Raw genomic sequence first — 18182 nt, 5'->3', positions numbered from 1 at the left:
GTTGATGATGCCATGGATGCAACCGTTGTTGCCGGGCAGGACCTCGATTGAGTATGGGGCGAGGGTGCCGATGAACCTTGTGGGAGCGGCAGGGGATGTGCTTCACCCGTTGATGGCGGCCAACGCCTTGGAAACCCCCGCACCATAGAAGGGATCGGCCATCGTGCAATGCGCGATGTGTCGTTGCTGCACTTCCTGGGTCACACCACTGAGCGAGCGTGCCGTGTTTTCGAACAGCGCCTGCTTCTGTGATTCCGTCATCAGGCGGAAGAGGTTGCCCGGCTGTTCAAAGTGGTCTTCATCCACGCGATGATCCCAATGCCCGGCAGCGCCCGAGATTTTCAGGGGAGGTTCACGAAAATCCGGTTGGTCGGCCCAGACGCCGTCGCTGTTGGGCACATACGCCAACTGACCGCCATGGTTACCGTCCACACGCATGGCCCCGTCGCGGTGGAAACTGTGCACCGGGCATCGCGCGGCGTTGACCGGAATCTGGTGATGATTGACCCCCAGGCGATAACGCGCGGCATCGCCGTAGGCAAACAGGCGCGCCTGCAACATGCGGTCCGGTGAAAAACCGATACCAGGTACCACGTTCGATGGGGAAAACGCCGCTTGCTCGACTTCGGCGAATACGTTTTGCGGGTTGCGGTTGAGTTCGAAGTAACCCACTTCGATCAGCGGGTAATCTTTATGCGGCCAGACCTTGGTCAGGTCGAACGGGTTGACGTCATGGTCGTGGGCCTGCTCTTCGGTCATGACCTGGATGTAGAAGGTCCAGCGTGGGAAGTTGCCCGCTTCAATGCTGTCGAACAGATCCCGCTGATGGCTTTCCCGGTCGCGGCCAATCAGGTCCTGCGACTGCTCGTCGCTCAGGTTCTCGATGCCCTGTTGCGACTTGAAGGTGAACTTGACCCAGTGCCGCTCGTTGTTGGCATTGATCAGGCTGAAGGTATGGCTGCCAAAGCCATGCATGTGCCGGTAGCTGCGTGGAATCCCGCGCTGGCTCATGACGATGGTCACCTGATGCAGGGCTTCGGGCAGCGACGTCCAGAAATCCCAGTTGCTTTGCGCGCTGCGCATGCCGGTGCGCGGATCGCGCTTGACCGCGTGGTTGAGGTCCGGGAAACGCAGCGGATCACGGAAAAAAAACACCGGCGTGTTGTTACCCACCAGGTCCCAGTTGCCTTGTTCGGTATAGAACTTCAGGGCAAAACCACGGATGTCGCGCTCGGCATCGGCCGCGCCGCGTTCGCCGGCGACGGTCGAAAAACGGGTGAAGATCGGCGTTTGCTTGCCCACTTCCGAGAACAGGCGGGCCTTGGTGTAGCGCGTCACATCGTGGGTCACGGTGAAGGTGCCGTAGGCGCCGGAACCTTTGGCGTGCATGCGCCGCTCGGGAATGACTTCACGGTCGAAATGGGCGAGTTTTTCCAGGAGCCAGACATCCTGCAGCAAGGCGGGACCGCGCGGGCCTGCCGTCTGGATGTTGAAGTTGTCGACGACTGGTGCACCATTGATTGAAGTCAGTTTGTTTTTTGGCATGGCACGGTTTCTCTAGTTGAGGTTTTTAGTTGCGCAGAAAAAGTGAAAGTCCTGAACTAATCAGTGCTTGATAAACAATATTATTTATACAAAGGCCGTGGCGCATCTCTGCGAAAGGTCAATGTGTGCATGCCTGAGTCTGAAGCGGCTAAACCAAAGTATTAAAGAATAATTGATTGAATGGTCAGCATTAAGTCCGGCGTTTCAATATCGCTTCAATACAGGCCAGCAGTGCATGGGTGTTGAAGGGCTTGGCGAAATAGCCTTCAGGTTTTCGCACCTTGTCGCTGAATTTTGGCGGCAGCCCGGACTTTCCAGTGATGAACAGCGTGGGGATATGGGTGTTTCTTGCCGCCAGCGCTTCATACATTGTGGCCCCGCACATGCCGGGCATCTGGATATCCGAAATCAGGCAATCGGTCTGCTCGGGACCGCTGGATTGAAGAAACGCATAGGCACTGTTGTAGGTTTTTACTGTGTAACCGTAAGAACGCAATAAGCTGTCCAGTGAGATAAGAATGAATTCGTCATCATCAACAACTGAAATAATAGGTGCGTTAAGCATGTAAAAACCTTGCGTCATTGCGAGTGGCGCTAAGTGGCGCCCGCCATACTTGCAAGATACGCGCTCCAAAAAAGCGGAATAGTATACTTGGGTATGTTTAGTCGTTTTTCGCGGTAATTACCACGGCTGCTCATCGGCCAGATTGTCCTCGAGCAGCGTGAGGAAATGCGCGTTGTGTCGCATGCATTCTTCAAAGAAACGTTTGCTGGCGTTGTCCTTGTTGGCGAGGGCGCTTTCGCGGTAATCACGCAACAAGACGTCGGCGGCCCGCAGTCGACGTATCCCGTGATGAATGCCCGACAGGCAATCGGCAAAACACTGTGGCTGGCGAGTGTCTTTGAGCTGATAGAGCACCGCAGCTTCAGCGTAACCACCCAGGTCGGTGATGCTCATGACGAGGAAATCGGCGTAGTCGGCATTGGCACGCACCAGGCGTTGAAACAGCTGTTGCACGGGCAGGAAACTGACGTTGCGCAGCTTTTGTTGACCGCGCTTGAGCTGCGAATGCAGAGACAAGGCGGTGCCCAGTGTATCGGTCAATGCATCGATGATCTCCACGCGCTCGGCGGTGGACAAGGACGTGTGCGCGCCATAACGACTGATGCGCAGTGGATGACTGACGATGTACAGCGTTTGTAATGCGTTCATGACAAGCGTCTCCCAGGCCAGCGCATCGGCGCGATGCATTGATTGATTCAATGTGACCAGCGTAAAGGGAGGCGTGCCCGATAACACTCCTACCTCAAGACGCCGGCCTAGCACATGGGGACAGGCCCGTCATACCCGGGTATGAGCGGTTAGCACTGAGGTAGGAGTGCCCGGCGCCAATGGGCGACTTACAGTGTGTGGGCGATTCGATACGCAGGATCGCCAGCCGTTGCATCGGTCCGGGCGCGGCTCTTCTCCCATCAACGCTACTCTGTTTACTGACGGCGATCGCACGCGGATTTCTGTTTGTACAAAGGGCATCAGCATCAAAGGTTGTGGAGAAATCATTCATGTTCACGTTCCTGCAGGCTCATCCGTTGATCTGCGGTGTCATTCTGATCCTCATCGACCTGGCGTCCTGGCAGTTGATCGGTGCCTCGCGGCACAACCTGCGCCTGAGCGTGCGCATTGGCATTTTCGTGGCATTCAGCTGGGTCATGACCACCGCCGGCATCAGCCCGCTGCAACCGCCCCTGTGGCCGGATGACCCGATCCTCAACCTGATGGGCACGGTGCTGGGCATCGGCTGGTGGATGTTCGCAGCCAGAACCGTGGCCATCATCCTTGGCTATGGCCTGACGTCCCGTGCCGGACACAGTGCGCGCCTGCTCTACGACCTGATGGGAGCGGTGATTTTCCTGATCGCCATTGTCGGCGCCGCGGCGTATGTCCTGCAGTTGCCGGTCAAGGGCTTGCTGGCGACGTCCGGAGCGATGGCGATTGTGGTCGGCCTGGCCCTGCAAAGCACCTTGAGCGATGTGTTTTCCGGGATCGTGCTCAACACCACCAAGCCTTATCAACTCGATGACCGGATATCCATTGATGGCACCTCGGGCAAGGTGGTGGAGATCGATTGGCGCACGACCCACCTGCTGACCGACATGGGCGGCATCGCGGTGGTACCCAATTCGGTGGCGGCGAAAGCGCGGATCATCAATTTCAGTCGTCCCGGCGATGTCAACGGCATCAGTGTGACCATTGCCGTGCCCAGCAGCGTGCGTCCGCGCCGGGCCATCGATGCGCTGGAGAAAACCTTGCGCGGGACCCGGGCGCTGTTGCCGTCACGCTCGGCCAAAGTCTCGGTCAAAAGTTCGCACCTGGAATACACCGAATACGAACTCAAGGGCTTTATCGCGTCGGCCAGGAACAAGAACGAAGTGTGCAACCTGATGTTCGACCTCGCCCATCGTCACCTCGAAGCCGCAGGTGTCATTTGGGGCTATGGTCAGGAGGAACAGCGCTGGAGCCGTCAACGGCAGCTGCTGGAAGACGTTCGGATCTTCCGCTCGCTGAGCAACGATGAGCGCGACAGCCTGGCTGACGAAATGACCCCGGTGGACTATCAGGCCGACCAGGTGATCCTGGCATTCGGCGAGGTTGCCGATTGCCTGATGATCATCAGCACCGGGGTGGTATCCGTGTCGATTCACGACGGCGAAAAACTCATCGAAGCCGGGCGCATGGGGCCGGGTGAAGTCTTGGGCGAGGAAGGGATACTGGCCGATAAACCGTCCCGGGGCGAGTTCCGCAGCATCACCAGCGGTCGGCTGTTCCGCATCGAAAAAGCCATGTTCGGCAACCAGCTGGAACACCTCGGCGAACTGAAAACCGCCTTGAGCAACCTGCAGGACCAGCGTCAGGAAATTCGCGAGACTGTGGTCATGCAAAAGCCTGTCGAGATCAAGAAAAGCGGTTTGTTGCAGTGGTTGATGCAGCGTAGGTAATACCTTTGACCGGCCCCTGTGGGAAGTGTGCCTGTCTGTGGGAGCGAGCCTGCTCGCGAAGAAGTCACCTCGGTTTTGTGTGGTGTGGCGGATGACGCTTTCGCGAGCAGGCTCGCTCCCACAGGTAAGCTCCATCGCCACAGGTCATGATAGTTTTCGGTCAGGCACCCGCCGGGTACTGTGATTGCAACAGCGGGCTCCATTGATCCTGATTGTCCGGGCGCCGGTAGTAGACCACCATTCGCCGGGCGACCTGCATCGCCATGTCACGACCGCAATCGGCCTCGACCAGTGCCAGCGCCAGATCGATCCCGGCACTGATACCCGCCGAGGTCCACACCGACTGCTGCTGCACGAAAATCGCCTCGCGGTCGAGTTCGATCTGCGGGAACAATTGCTCGAACAAATCGGCCATCACCCAGTGTGTGGTCACGCGCAAGCCATCGAGCAAACCCGCCTGGGCCAGCAAGAAGGTGCCGCTGCACACCGACGCCATGCGTCTGGCCGTGGCGGGGGCAGCGCGCAGCCAGTCCACCAGTGCCAGGTTGTCGGCCATGGTCTGAAGAATCTGTGGAGAGCCGGGGACAATCACAGAATCGATCGGACCATCGGCAAGTTCGCTCAGACACCGGGTCTGCACCACCAGGCCCTCGGCAGTCGGGACCGGCCCGCCTTCGATGCTGGCCGTGTGCAGGGCATAACCTGGCAAACCGTGTTCGACCAGGCCCCGGTTTGCGGCATAGAGCACAGTCTGCGCCCCGGTCAGGTCCAGCAGGCCCATTTGCGGGTAGGCCACGAACACGACGGTGCGCGGGGCCACTTGCTCAATGCTGGTGGGTTCAAGGCTGTTGCTCATGTCATTGATGGACACTGCTGGATCTCCAAGTCGCCGCATGGCGTCGTCAGGGGGGAATGAGGGTTATTCATCGTGTGCCAGGGTGGTCAGCGGAATTGCGAACAGAAACTGCGTGCCGACCCCCAGCGTGCTGCTGACCCAGATGCGACCGCCATGGAATTCAATGATCGAACGGCAGATCGAGAGTCCCATGCCCAGGCCGTTGTGCTTGGTGGTGAAGAACGGATCGAACAGCGACGCCAGGATGTTTTCGGCAATACCGGTGCCGGCATCGGCGACTTCGAGCACGGCCTCGTTGTCCTGCACCGAGGTGAGAATCCGCAGCGTGCGTGGCCGGTCATGCACATTGGCCATGGCCTGACAGGCATTGATGATCAGGTTGATGATCACTTGTTGCAGCTGAACCCGGTCGCCTTTGACCAGAGCCCCCGCAGCGCCCAAGTGCAAGTGCGGGCGCACCTGGTGGTTGGAGGTGTCATGCTGCATGAGGGTCAATGAGTCACTGACGATGTCATCGAACACTTCGGTCTTGCGCTGCACATCGCTCTGGCGCGATAGCGCCCTGATGCAGGCGATGACTTCCGAGGCCCGGCAAGAGTTCTGGATGATCCGGTCCAGTGAGCGACGTGCTTCTTCGAGGTTCGGTTCCGCGCGATTGATCCAGCGCTTGCAGGATTCACCGCTGGTGATCACCGCCGCCAGCGGTTGATTGATCTCATGGGCAATGGACGCGGCCAGTTCGCCCATGGAGGTCACCCGCGTCACATGCGCCAGTTTTGCCTGCGAGTGAAACAATGCTTCTTCCGCCTGCCTGGAGGCGGTCACGTCCATCAAGGCGCCGACATACTCAATGCGCCCGTGAGGGTTGCACAACGGATTGGCGATCATTTGCACGTGCTTGATTCGTCCGTCCGGCATCACCAGCCGATGTTCCACTTCGATGAGGTTTTCCCGAAGGGCGGCCTTTTCGAACACACGTTCGACAATCGGCCAGTCATCGGGATGGGTGCGTGCCCTGATCAGGGCCAGGGTCGGTGTGACGTCCAGCGGATATTCGAAGATGCGCGCGGACTCTTCCGACCACGACACGCTGTGATCATCGACGATGAGACCGATGCTGCCGGTATGGCTGAGTTTTTGTGCCCCCAGAAAAAACGCCTCTTTGCGCCGCAAGCTGTCGCTCGCCCGTTTGCTCCTCAGCGCCAGCAGGGTGATGGTGGTCAGCGCGATCAGGCAGCGCACGAATCCGGCGATCAGCTTCTGGTCACGATAGCCTTCGTCGACAATGAAACTGACGGTCAGCAAGCCTATGCAACTGACCGCGACGGTGATGAACATGGGAACGGAAAAGATGTTCGCCGACATGAACACCAGGGTGATGTAGAGCAGCGTCGGTGCGACGTCCATGTTGAGCAACGAGTTAGTGATAAAGATCATGCTGCCGACAGCAATGGCGGCCAGCCAGGCCATTGCGTCTGACATAAAAAGTTTCTTGCAACGTTTGATGATAGACATGTGTTCTTCCGGATTCGCTATCGAACGGCAACTCGCTCGGCACGGGTGATGCCGGGCAAACTCTTTGTGAGGGCGTTTGTTTTTGTTGGGCTACAGAACGACTGAAATTGGCTGTTCATTCCTTTTGCAGAGCCAATGGATGACCGGGGTTTGTGGTTGATCGGGCGTGAGAAAAAACGCCCGCCAAAAAAACGAGTGGCGGGCGTTTGGGAAATGTCCCGGCCCAGCAAGGAGTGGGCTGGTCGGGATACGGGTGTTGACGTTACATCAACTGGCTAGGCCAGGCAGGGCAATGGCCGGGTGGCGCCGCAGACGATTGAGCGTCAGCAAGCGCATCACATAACCGAGTTTGATGGCGGTCGGGCCGAGAATCGTCATGGCGTGCGCCACCACCACGCTGGGCAACGACAGGTACTGATCCAGGCCATAGGCCAGGACGGCGCCGACAACCAAGGCGACCAGCCCGCCGATCAGCAGGGCGTGGGACAACTTCAATACCCGAGATGGATGCTCGAAAAAATCATACATATCGATTACCTGCGTTAGCGTCTTGAAGCGTCCTGACGGGTCGCTGCGATAGGGGGTTGGCGGACCAATGGCCCGACAACCCCTGCCGATCAATGACCGTCAGGCCACCGGAATCAGCGGGTCGGCCGCGGCCAGCGCTGCAGCACGATCAGCCGCCGGTGGATAGATCCACACGCTGTTGATCTGGGTCTTGAGTTCCTTGGCTTCGTGCTTGACCAGTTTGACCTGGCGATCCCAACCCTCGGTGAACACCGCGCCCCAGGCGCCCAGGTCCAGGCAAGTGACGTACTTGGGCTGGCTGTAGGCGATCGGTTCCACGCCCAACAGTTCGGCGGCAACGTTGTTGCCGGCATGGCGGCCCAGCGCAATGGCGTGCTGGCAGGACATCGCTGCAAAGTTACCCAGCTCATCGGTCGCGGCGTAAGCCACGTCGCCGGTGGCGAACACATCGGCGTGACCGCGTACTTTCAGGTTCTGGTCGACATGCAAGCGGCCTTGGCGATCACGGGTGCCTTGCACTTGCTCAGTCAAGGGGCTTGCGCGGAAACCGACGGTCCAGATCACGGTGCCGGACTCGATGCGCTGGCCATTGGCGAGGGTGACACCGCCGGCATCGATCGAGGCGACGCTGGTGCCGACAATCCACTCGATGCCCAGATGCTCCGACGCTTCGATAATCGATGGACGAATGCCATCGCCCAGTGTCGCGGCGATTTGCGGGGCGAGGTCGACCACAATCACGCGGATGTCGGCGTTGTCACCCAGCACGGCACGCAGGCGGGCCGGCATTTCGGTGGCGGTTTCGATACCGGTGAAACCACCGCCGGCCACCACCACGGTGTTGCGTGCCGCACTGGTCGGTGCGTCCTTGAGCGCATGAATGTGAGCTTCCAGGCGCGTGGCGGATTCGATGGTATCGACATCGAAGGCGTGGTCGAGCCCCTCGACCGGTGGGCGCATCAGGTGACTGCCAGCGGCCAGCACCAGGCGGTCGTAGCTCAGCTGGCCTTGTTCACCAGTCACCTTGGTGTAGCCGACCTGCTTGTTTTTCTCGTCGATCACTTGAGCCGAACCCTGGACGAATTTCACGCCCACGGCGTCGAACAAGTCGTTCAGCGGCGCCTTCATGTTGTGCACATTGGGCTCGTAGAAGCGCGGACGGATGCGCAGCTCGGCTTGAGGAGCCAAAACGGTGATCTCGACGTCATTGCGATCATGCTTGTCCAGCAGACGGGCGGCGCTCAATGCGCTCCAGACCCCACCGAACCCTGCACCGATAATCAAAATCTGCTGTTTCATTGTTTAGCTCCTGAAGAACAATCGAGGGCGTGAAAAAAGTATTGCCAAGTCAGCGCGAACACCATGGCCAGTGGTGGCGATGTGTCTAAACAATGCCACTGGGCAGGGTTCGGCTTGATCTGAAACAAATGTTATTCGAGGGCCTTGTTTCTGACACTGCTACATAGGGTCAGACGAAGTATGACTAAGTATTATCGGGGTATACCAAGGTATGAGTGGCATCGAATTGGCCGGTGTTAGTTGTGTCGCTCAAGAGCGGTTTCGATACTGGAAAGTAACTTGTCGGTCGCAAAGGGTTTGGGGAGGAACGCGATCGGTTCTCGGGTGCCGATGCCCGGCGGACGCTGTGCATCGGGGTTTCCGGTGATGAAAATCACCGGGATGTGAATGCCCATCGCCGCCAGTTTTTCATACATCCTGATGCCGTCCATTTCCGGCATTTGAATATCGGAGATCAAACAGGCTGTAACACCAGGTCCATCGGAACACAGGAACTCGTGGGCTCCCGCATAGGTGTGTACTGTATATCCGCTGGATCGCAATAAACTGTCCAACGCCATTCGAACGGATTCGTCGTTATCGACGACGGCAATCATTGCCTTACTGCGCATAGTTGTGTCCTGCCTGGTAACGGAGAGCACTTAGAGGCTGTCCGCCATCATTGCAAGATACGCCGTCCTGAAAGGACGCACAGTATACGTGGGTATAGTCACCGGATTGCCGGTTGCGCCGAGATCACCTCGGCCATGCGCACCAGATCGGCAAATGAACGCGCACCCATTTTGCGCATGGCCTGGCCCCGATGGATCTTCACGGTGATCTCGCTCAGGCCGATTTCCCCGGCAATCTGTTTGTTCATCAAGCCCGAGGCCGCCAACGCCATCACCGTTTGCTCCCGTGCGGTCAGGGTCTGGTGTCGCGCACGCAACTCATCGGCATGCCGCTCGGATTCGCGGCGCTGTTTGTCCCGGGCATGGGCGGCGCACACTGCGTCGATCAGGTCCTGTTCGCGAAAGGGCTTGGTCAGGAAATCCACCGCGCCGGCTTTCATCGCCCGCACCGTCATGGCGATGTCGCCGTGCCCGGTGATGAACACGATGGGCACGTTGATGCCGGCGGCAGCCAGTTCGTTTTGAAAGTCCAGGCCGCTGCTGCCTTGCAGCCGCACATCCAATACCAGGCAACTGGCCGTGTCCGGGCGTTTGTACTTCATGAACTCGGCGACCGAGCCGAACAACTCGACCCGCAGGCCGATGGAGCGCAACAGGCTGCCGAGGGATTCTCGCAGCGGCGCATCGTCGTCAACGACGAAAACCATGGATTCGCTCAGGTTATTTTTATTCATGGGATGTTGTTCGTTCATTGCTTGTTCCCAAGGGGTTGGACGTGCAACCGCCCTGCGCTGTGTTCCTTGCGAAGGGCGCTACATTAAGTGTGTGCGCGGCTTACGGCATTCATACCTGCGGGTAGCGGTTCAAAACCTTGGCTTGCCGGCGCCATACCTTTGTATTAAATGGCCGCTGCGTAACCCGGGTCATTGACGACCCGTATCGGCAGGGCAAACAAAAATGCGCTGCCACGGCCGTTGGCATGGGTGGCCCAGATCCGTCCTTCATGGAATTCGATGATCGAGCGGCAAATGGAAAGCCCCATGCCCAGGCCGTTTTCCTTGGTGGTGAAAAACGGCATGAACAATTGCGGCAAGACGTCGGGGGGGATGCCCGGTCCGTGATCGACCACTTCCAGTACCGCCTCGTTGTCCTTCACCCAGGTGCGCACGCTCAGGGATCGTTCGCCAGGGTCGACCGCGTCCATGGCCTGGCACGCATTGATGATCAGATTGATGATCACCTGTTGCAGTTGCACACGGTCGGCATTGACCTGGCCACCGAAAGCGGTCAATTCGATGACCGGATTGATCTTGTGATGAGCCAGTTCATGGCGGACCAGGCTCAGGGTCTCGCCGACAATGTCGTTGAGCGATTCGTTCTGGCGTAGCGGGTCGCACTTGCGCGACAACGCCCTGACGCGGCGTGTGATCTCGATGGCCCGATTGGAACTGGCGATGATCCGGTCCAGTGACTGGCGTGCTTCGACCAGATCGGGTTCCGGGCGGCTCAGCCAGTTGCGACAGGCTTCGCCGCTGCTGGTGATCGCTGCCAGCGGTTGATTGACTTCATGGACGATGGACGCCGCCAGTTCGCCCAGGGAGGTCACGCGGGAAACATGGGCCAATTGGGTCTGCGCCCGGCACAACGCTTCTTCGGCCTGCTTGCTGGCGGTCACGTCTCGCAAGGCACCAAGGTAGTCAATGTAGCCGAGGTGGGTGTGGAGCGGGGTGGCGGTCATGTGCACGTGCTTGATGCGTCCGTCAGGCATCAACAAACGGTGTTTGATCTCGATCAGGCCTTCACGACGCGCAGCCTTTTCAAAGCCCGCCTGCACCAGGTTCACATCGGCAGGATGGGTGCGCGCCAGAATCATCGACACCGTTGGCATGACGCCCACCGGATACTCGTAGATCCGTGCCGACTGGTCTGACCAGGAGAGTTGCTCGCGTCCACTGCGAAAGCCCAGGCAGCCAGTCTGGCTCAGCTGTTGTGAGCCGGCGAAGTAGACGACCTTATGATTCAGGCCGTCGCAGACTTTTTTGCAGCACAGCGCCAGCAACGTGACCGCCGCCAGAGCGGTCAGGTCGCGGAAAAAATCCGCCGTCGAATCCCAGCGCTCAAATCCGCCGTGGTAGAGGAAGACCGTCGTCAGCACCAGCATGCCGGACAGGGCGACCACGATCACCGCGCTGATCGAAAGCAGATTGATCGCCATCAACAGCACCGCGATGCACAGCGCCGCGGTGGGGAGATCGGTGCGGGTTTCGGTGTTGATGACGAGCCCGCAGACCACGATCAGACCCATCAGCCAGACCAGAATGTTTTCAAAGGGTTTGAGGCTGATAGGGATCAAGGAGTGAGTCGTCCTTTGGCCGGGGTTTGGCAGCATCTTGCTGAAAGCTCCCTTCAATGCGCACGGCAATATTGAGTGCGCACGGCGTGCGTCACCAGGCCTGTCTGATTTCGAATCGATCATGCACGCCTCGTCTTTTCATTCGGGCTTGGCGGAGAATCGCATCGCTATCCTAGAAGTAGCGGTTCTCATTTGGTTAGGACAAAAAACCCGGAATTCCTGCCAGCACCGTGAAGCGGGCAAAGGCCTTTCGGTTCATATAAGTGATTTATTGCATTGAGTTTTTTCGTCTGTCGTCATACCCAGGTATCAATGTGCACACCTAACGCATGATCTGTATGTCCCCATGTACAACAGACGTTTCCCAGCGTCGGCGATAACCTGTTCACACACTGTCGAACTCAATGGCTTCGTGCCGGGTGGCGAACCTCATGAACAGAAATGACCTGCGTCGTGCCGACATCAACCTGCTGGTGGTTTTCGAGACGATGATGCATGAGCGAAATGTCAGCCGTGTCGGCGAAAAGCTGTTCCTGGGGCAACCCACCATCAGCGGGGCCCTGGGTCGTTTACGCGTGCTGTTCGATGACCCGCTGTTCATTCGTTCCGGACGGGTGATGGAGCCCACCGCGCGGGCCGAGGAAATTTTCGCCAACCTGGCGCCGGCACTGGACGGTATCGCCGCCGCATTGAGCCGTTGTCAATCGTTCGACCCGTGCACCAGCGAGGCGACGTTTCATGTCGGGCTGTCCGACGATGTCGAATATGCGCTGCTGCCACGGTTGTTGCGGCAGCTACGGGTCGAGGCGCCGAACATCACCTTGATCGTGCGTCGGGTCGATCAGCAGCAGATGTCGCAGCGCTTGATGAATGGCGACATTTCCGTGGGCATCAGTCACACCCTCGACCTGCCGGCCAATGCGCGCCGTAAAGGCTTGCGGCCGATCCGGCCGATGCTGTTGCGGGCCGATGCCCGACCCGGCCCGCTGGGGTTGGAGGAATTTTGCCGACGCCCCCATGCCGTGGTGTCGTCCATGGGCAATGCCACGGATGACACGGACCACGCCCTGAGCGTGTTGGGCCGCCAGCGCAAAGTCGTGCTGACCGTACCGCAGTTCAGTGCGTTGCCGGTGTTGCTGACGCAAAGCGATATGCTGGCCATCGTTCCGGATTACGTGGCCAAGGCGATGACGTCGGTGGCGGGGATGAGGGCCGAGCCGGCGCCTCTGCAACTGCCGATACAGGAGCTTTCCATGGTCTGGCGTGCAGCGGCGCACAACGACCCCGGCCAGCGCTGGTTGCGCTCACGTTGCTGCGCGTTTCTCTGTGAGCCGGTCGAGTTGCAGGTGGTGCCCAAGTCCCGACCGGCCGTGCACCATGATCAGGCCTTGCTGGCGGCCAGGTAGGGGCCGAGGCGCTTGCCCATTTCCTCGCCCAGGGCCTGTAAGCCACTCATGGGCCGGATCATGACTTCGAAATCGACGATTTTCCCCTGCTCATTGAAGCGGATCATGTCGATGCCTTTGAGCTGTTTCTCGCCGACCCTGGCGCTGAACTCGAGGATGACATTCAAGCCGTCGGCGGTCGCCAGTTCACGGTGGTAGGCAAAGTCCTCGAACACCTTGGACACCGTGTTGAGGATCATCGACACCACCGGCGCTCCCGGATACGGTGTATGCGCCATCGGCGAGCGGAACACCGCTTGCGGGTCGAGCAAATCAGGCAAGGCCTTCAGGTCACCTTTTTGGATCATCACATGCCACAGGCTCAAGGACTCTGCGGCTTTGGGGTGCAGTTGCAGTTCCGACATATTCAACTCCTGTTTTTTGTTGTTGTTCAAAGCGTGTCTGATGGGCTTTTAGCCCTGTGACGGGCAATGGCCTGCGCGGCGTCTTCTGCCCAGAGACTGTAGATCGGCGGCCCCGGATGGAAACCGTCCCGCGCCATGGAACCGGCCACGGGAGCCAGTCGGGTCGTCAGTAGCGTACAGCGATCCGTGTGCTGCGCCAGTTCGGCAAGGCGCTGGTTGAATCGCGCCGCCCGTTTACCCAGATACCAGCGTAGCGGTTGCGGCAATGCGGGAAACAAGTGCATCGGCGCAAGAGGGGAGATGACGATCAACTTGACTGAGAACTTGTCGGCCAGCACCTTCATCAACTGCTGTTGCCGGGCGATCCACTGATCCGCCGTCAGCCTGCCGGTGACATCATTGACACCGATGGACAGCAGCGCCACATCGAAGGGTTCTGGCGCGTGCTGTTCGAGGCGATCCAGCAGCGTTTGCGAGTCCAGGCCGGACTGGGCCCAGAGCTTCCAGCAAACCTGATAAGCCTTGGCCAATCGGCTGACCAACTGGCCACTCAGCGCATCGGCCTGGCTCGACGCCCCGACACCTGCCGCGGCGCTGTCGCCGAGGATCAACAGACGCAGGGCTTCACCCTGGCCGGCCAGACCTTCTCGCTCGCCCTCGGCCTCCGGCAGTTTCGGCGTGATGCGGCGCGTGTAGACGCCCTGCATCAGCAGCAGGGGGCCGAGCATTATTTTGGCCAGGGTTTCGGTCTTGCTCATGTCAGGGGGCCTGATCGGGGAGGGTCGCGACTCATACGGCAAGGCTGCCAGATTCACTTCTCCCGCGTCACGGGTCATATCAGCCGAAAATGGCGCAAAAAAAGCCCGGCTGATCAGACCGGGCTTTTTGGGTGGAGCGGTGTAGCGATTTGTTTAGGCGACGGTGTTGCCTTTCAGGCGGTCAGAACCATCAGCGGCGATGGTGTTGCCGTGCAGGCGATCAGAACCGTCGGCGGCAACGGTGTTGCCTTGCAGGCGATCAGAGCCATCAGCGGCAACGGTGTTGCCTTTCAAACGATCCGAACCATCGGCAGCCACAGCGCGTTTTTCGAGCAGGCGATCAGCGCCACCTTCAGCCACACGATTCTGGATCAGACGATCCGAACCACCTTCAGCCACACGGCTTTCGATCAGACGATCCGAGCCGCCTTCAGCGACGACAGGTTGAGCAGAGGTCGCGGCGAAAGCGTTCACTGCGAAGATCGAGAAAGCGATGCTGAGGAGGGTTTGGCGTTTCATGATCGTGTGCTCCGGGGGTGTTTGGTTGGTATGGAGCAGATGTTACGCCGCAGGATTTTTAAGAGAACTTCATTGAGTTAATGGTGACTATTGACGCAGTCAATGGTTGGTTGTGTCGACTGGAGATCCCTGTGGGAGCGAGCCTGCTCCGGTCGGCGTTCCGACGAATGCGGTAGATCAGCAACATCAATGTTGAATGACACACCGCATTCGCGAGCAGGCTTTGCACCTACGGGTAGGCGTCGGTGCCAAATCGTGGGCAAAAAACGCCTCGAACCAGTTGGGGGGGCAGATGCGCAGCGCTGCGGTTAGCTTTCTCTTCGTTCTGCAACGGCCGTCGACTGAAGCGAATCAGATCAGTGGAATTTTTCTACTTCAGTTGAACCGGTCAGCGCGGTCACCGACGACGAGCCACCCTGGATCACGCTGGTCATGTCGTCGAAGTAGCCGGTGCCCACTTCCTGTTGGTGAGCCATGAAGGTGTAGCCCTTGGACGCATCGGCGAAATCCTGCTCTTGCAGCTTCACGTAGGCAGTCATGTCGTTGCGGGCGTAGTCGTGCGCCAAAGGCCTGGCTCGTTCAGCGAAACCTTGAAGTCTCTAGGTCATTTCCGTCCCGCCTATCAGGCATTGAACCGTTCGTAAATGAAACTGCTGGCGAAGGTCTCGGGCGGGTGCCGCCAAGGACAGCTGACTTGCATGTGGTCGGGGATGCCTTCAACCGTCATCAGCTATAAGGGATTTTTGCCGGGGTGATTGAGTGAGGGTGTGGTGAGGCGTGAGAAATTTCCTTCATTCCATTATTTCCCAAGTGTGAGATGTGTCTTTGTGGTGGGTTGGATAGAAGTTCCGTGGTGGACGATGAATGTGTATGGGGTAATTTTGATGGCTTGAAAGAGGGTCTTCTAAGAAGCTTCTGCCGGTCTAGGGTTGCTGGATCATCTGTGTGAGGTTGATGCACCTGAGGCGTTTGCCGAAAAGCTGAATGCTGTGCAGCGACAGCTGGGTACGTATGTCGATGTCTATGGAAAAACCTGCGAAGCGCTCTTCAAAACACTAAGCCCATCAAGGAAAAGCGACTGATGCAAAGAGCGGCAACCCCTCTTGTCTCCATTATCCAGGATCGCGCGAAGGGCGCAGCCTTGCTGGTGATTATGCTTGCGGTCCTGTTGGTGACCATCGATAACACGATTCTCAATTTCGCTATGCCTCGAATCGCAGCTGCGCTGAATCCGTCTGCTGCCGAGCAACTGTGGATGATCGATGCCTATTCTCTGGTGCTCGCTGGATTGCTGGTGACCATGGGCAGTTCTGGAGACCGCTTCGGTCATCGACGCATGCTTTGTCTGGGGTGTATGGGTTTCGCAATGGTGTCGGTGGGTGTGGTGTTTTCACAGCAAGCGTGGCATCTGATTGCGGGGCGTGCGCTGTTGGGCTGTTTCGGGGCAATGATCTTGCCTGCGACCCTGGCGCTGATCCGTACCGCATTTGAGGATCGAGAAGAGCGGCGCCTGGCCGTGGCGGTCTGGGCAACTTGCCTGACTATCGGGTCGGCATTGGGGCCATTGCTGGGCGGCGTGCTGTTGCAGTACTTCGATTGGCAGTCGGTTTTCCTGGTTGCTTTGCCGTTCCTGCTGCCCGTGTTGTTCCTTGCGCCGATGATCACCGAGTCGCCAAGACAGCCGGGTAGATCAACCGATTACCTGAGTATCTTGCTGAGCCTGGGCGCCATGACGGGGGTGATGCTGGGTCTCAAGCATCTGGCCACAGTCGGTTTCGATGGCCAGGTGTTAATTTGGGTGCTGTTCGGAATATTGCTGGGTGTGGTTTTTGTCCGTCGCCAGCTAGGTTTGGAGCAGCCGTTGTTGGACCTCAGGTTGTTCGCCTCTAATGCCTTTAGCGTGGCCATTGCGACAAATCTGGTGAGCCTGGGCTTGTTGATCGGTTTCATCTTCTTCGCCACCCAGTTGTTGCAGCTTGTCTTTGGGCTGTCCCCGTTGCTGGCCAGCTTGATATTGGTCCCGGGGCAGGTATTGGCGATTGTCGCCGGCCTTGCAGTCGTGCCAGTGGCACAAAAGCATGCACCTAACAGGGTCATTGCCGGATGTCTGCTGCTGGCCGCTGCGGCTTTCGCGATGATGATGCTACTTGCACCCACTGCGCTGATCGTAGGTGTAGCTTTCGTGTTGCTCAACGCGAGTATCGCCGCCATTACCACTGTGTCCAACGACCTTGTGTTGAGCTCGGTGCCGGCCGAAAGTGCAGGCAGTGCCTCGTCCGTCAGTGAAACGGCTTACGAGATTGGCGTGGTATTGGGGACTACGTTGATCGGAGGGGCGGTGGCGGCGCTGTATCGATTGTATTTGGTAATGCCTGAGGGCACCCCTGAAAACGTAGTGACCGCAGTTGCGACTTTGGGAGGGGCACACGCCATCAGTCAAGCCCAGTCAGAGGAAGTGGCGACGTGGATTCTGGAAGAGGCTAACGCTGCATTTACAGGAGGCGTGATGATGACAAGCACTATTGTGACTGGCTTCATTGTGCTGTTTGCGTTAGTTGCAAACCGTTATTTGCGAGTACGAGACCCCGTGAGTCCTATCGAAAATCGCTGAGATGCCATCAGGCCGCTGTTGGAGCAAAGCCTGCTCGCGAATGCGGTGGATCAGTCACATCAATGTTGAATGGCACACCGCATTTCGCGAGCAAGCTTTCTCCTACCGGGACCGGCGATCCCATCACTGATCCGTGACACACAACTCCCCCGTGGCCCGGATCAGGGCCTGGCCATGCAGGGCATCCTTGATCAGGCTGGAGCGCTGTTCGGCCAGCCAGTTCGGGCATTCCGGGTCGACGCGATAGGGGACGAAGTCTGCGTATTGCTGCAACAGACGTGTCTGCAGTTCATCCAGTTTTGGCCGCAGTTGATTGAGGTCCGGACGTGGCAGATCAGGTGCCTTGTGCGCCGCTTGCCATTGCGCGATCAAGCCGTACTGCACCAGTTTGTTGGCTTCGATCTGCGCGGCGATCAGTTCGGCGGCATCGTCGGGGTCCAGCCTGCGTTCGACGGCCTGCTTCCTGGCATTGGCGATCACCGCCGCTTCCCGGACGCTATCCTGGATCGGCTTGCCACTGTCCCACTTGGTCAGTGCCACCTGATCGGCAATGTTCAGACGCTCGTTGATGGTTGCCAGCAACGGTTGCAAGGCCTCGGGTGTGGTGGAAGGCGTGGCGGCGTGGGCGCCGCTGGCGAACATTCCGAGAAACGCGCAGGTCAGCAGTTGCGGCAAGCGTGGGCAGTGGAACATAGACAAACCTCTTGGGCTCGGGATGCATAACAGGCCCTATGTAACACAGGTGAGCCAGATGAACGATAGTTCAACGGGCTCTTTCGC

The 18182-nt window shown here is 58.6% G+C and carries 17 protein-coding genes and 1 pseudogene; 3 read left to right on the top strand and 15 right to left on the bottom strand.

The genetic code is table 11. The annotated features are described in order from the left end of the window. Window positions 1–102: 102 nt before the first annotated feature. From AC07ZE_RS18740 to AC07ZE_RS18730, 3 genes are all read right to left on the bottom strand, one after another. Window positions 103–1545, bottom strand: coding sequence for a catalase (locus AC07ZE_RS18740; RefSeq protein ID WP_207266155.1), 1443 nt, complete (start codon window positions 1543–1545; stop codon window positions 103–105). 190 nt (window positions 1546–1735) lie between these two features. Further along, window positions 1736–2110 (bottom strand): response regulator transcription factor, encoded by a 375-nt coding sequence (locus AC07ZE_RS18735; RefSeq protein ID WP_207266154.1) that lies wholly within the window; start codon window positions 2108–2110, stop codon window positions 1736–1738. A gap of 117 nt (window positions 2111–2227) precedes the next feature. Beyond that, a complete protein-coding gene (locus AC07ZE_RS18730) occupies window positions 2228–2758 on the bottom strand; it encodes a hypothetical protein (RefSeq protein ID WP_207266153.1) in 531 nt (176 codons plus the stop codon). Window positions 2759–3108: 350 nt separating this feature from the next. Between AC07ZE_RS18730 and AC07ZE_RS18725 the strand changes: the two genes are divergently transcribed. Continuing rightward, the gene (locus AC07ZE_RS18725) at window positions 3109–4542 is read left to right on the top strand and encodes a mechanosensitive ion channel family protein (RefSeq protein ID WP_207266152.1); all 1434 of its coding nucleotides are present in this window, start codon (window positions 3109–3111) and stop codon (window positions 4540–4542) included. Window positions 4543–4702: 160 nt separating this feature from the next. On the opposite strand, the gene AC07ZE_RS18720 is transcribed toward AC07ZE_RS18725, so the two are convergent. The 7 genes from AC07ZE_RS18720 to AC07ZE_RS18690 all read right to left on the bottom strand — a co-directional run bounded on the left by AC07ZE_RS18720 (window position 4703) and on the right by AC07ZE_RS18690 (window position 11704). After that, entirely contained in the window at window positions 4703–5413 is a 711-nt protein-coding gene (locus tag AC07ZE_RS18720; RefSeq protein ID WP_310650380.1) for an AraC family transcriptional regulator, read from the bottom strand. A gap of 48 nt (window positions 5414–5461) precedes the next feature. Next, window positions 5462–6880 (bottom strand): sensor histidine kinase, encoded by a 1419-nt coding sequence (locus AC07ZE_RS18715; protein WP_259331978.1) that lies wholly within the window; start codon window positions 6878–6880, stop codon window positions 5462–5464. Window positions 6881–7180: 300 nt separating this feature from the next. Beyond that, window positions 7181–7441, bottom strand: a complete 261-nt coding sequence (locus AC07ZE_RS18710) for a transmembrane sensor/regulator PpyR (RefSeq protein WP_137805683.1) — start codon at window positions 7439–7441, stop codon at window positions 7181–7183. A gap of 99 nt (window positions 7442–7540) precedes the next feature. Next, a complete protein-coding gene (locus AC07ZE_RS18705; protein ID WP_207266150.1) occupies window positions 7541–8740 on the bottom strand; it encodes an NAD(P)/FAD-dependent oxidoreductase in 1200 nt (399 codons plus the stop codon). Between the two features lie 236 nt (window positions 8741–8976). Further along, window positions 8977–9351, bottom strand: coding sequence for a response regulator transcription factor (locus AC07ZE_RS18700; protein WP_207266149.1), 375 nt, complete (start codon window positions 9349–9351; stop codon window positions 8977–8979). Between the two features lie 98 nt (window positions 9352–9449). Continuing rightward, window positions 9450–10085: a response regulator transcription factor gene (locus AC07ZE_RS18695; protein WP_259331977.1), complete on the bottom strand. Its 636-nt coding sequence runs from the start codon at window positions 10083–10085 to the stop codon at window positions 9450–9452. A gap of 164 nt (window positions 10086–10249) precedes the next feature. Then, window positions 10250–11704 (bottom strand): sensor histidine kinase, encoded by a 1455-nt coding sequence (locus tag AC07ZE_RS18690; protein WP_259331976.1) that lies wholly within the window; start codon window positions 11702–11704, stop codon window positions 10250–10252. Window positions 11705–12135: 431 nt separating this feature from the next. Here AC07ZE_RS18690 and AC07ZE_RS18685 point away from each other — a divergent pair, with 431 nt between their 5' ends. Next, window positions 12136–13110 carry a LysR family transcriptional regulator gene (locus AC07ZE_RS18685; protein WP_207266146.1) on the top strand — a complete coding sequence of 325 codons (975 nt, stop codon included), beginning with the start codon at window positions 12136–12138 and terminating at the stop codon, window positions 13108–13110. Here the strand turns inward: AC07ZE_RS18685 and AC07ZE_RS18680 are convergent. The 4 genes and pseudogenes from AC07ZE_RS18680 to AC07ZE_RS18665 form a co-directional block, all read right to left on the bottom strand. Next, window positions 13086–13514, bottom strand: coding sequence for a nuclear transport factor 2 family protein (locus AC07ZE_RS18680; RefSeq protein ID WP_207266145.1), 429 nt, complete (start codon window positions 13512–13514; stop codon window positions 13086–13088). The two genes, AC07ZE_RS18685 and AC07ZE_RS18680, sit on opposite strands and share 25 nt — an antisense overlap. 26 nt (window positions 13515–13540) lie before the next feature. Then, complete coding sequence (locus AC07ZE_RS18675; RefSeq protein ID WP_207266144.1) at window positions 13541–14272, bottom strand: SGNH/GDSL hydrolase family protein; 732 nt, start codon at window positions 14270–14272, stop codon at window positions 13541–13543. A 153-nt stretch (window positions 14273–14425) separates the two neighbouring features. Beyond that, window positions 14426–14791 (bottom strand): hypothetical protein, encoded by a 366-nt coding sequence (locus AC07ZE_RS18670; protein ID WP_207266143.1) that lies wholly within the window; start codon window positions 14789–14791, stop codon window positions 14426–14428. Between the two features lie 356 nt (window positions 14792–15147). Continuing rightward, window positions 15148–15357, bottom strand: a pseudogene (locus AC07ZE_RS18665) (isocitrate lyase); the annotation flags it as partial. A gap of 515 nt (window positions 15358–15872) precedes the next feature. Here AC07ZE_RS18665 and AC07ZE_RS18660 point away from each other — a divergent pair. Next, window positions 15873–17402, top strand: coding sequence for an MFS transporter (locus AC07ZE_RS18660; protein WP_207266142.1), 1530 nt, complete (start codon window positions 15873–15875; stop codon window positions 17400–17402). 123 nt (window positions 17403–17525) lie between these two features. Here the strand turns inward: AC07ZE_RS18660 and AC07ZE_RS18655 are convergent, their stop codons facing one another. After that, entirely contained in the window at window positions 17526–18095 is a 570-nt protein-coding gene (locus AC07ZE_RS18655) for a chorismate mutase (RefSeq protein WP_207266141.1), read from the bottom strand. Window positions 18096–18182 lie beyond the last annotated feature (87 nt).

It is taken from the genome of Pseudomonas sp. GW101-3H06, from assembly GCF_059424605.1.
Note: the sequence above shows the minus strand (reverse complement) of the source record. Positions and strands in the feature narration are given on the sequence as shown.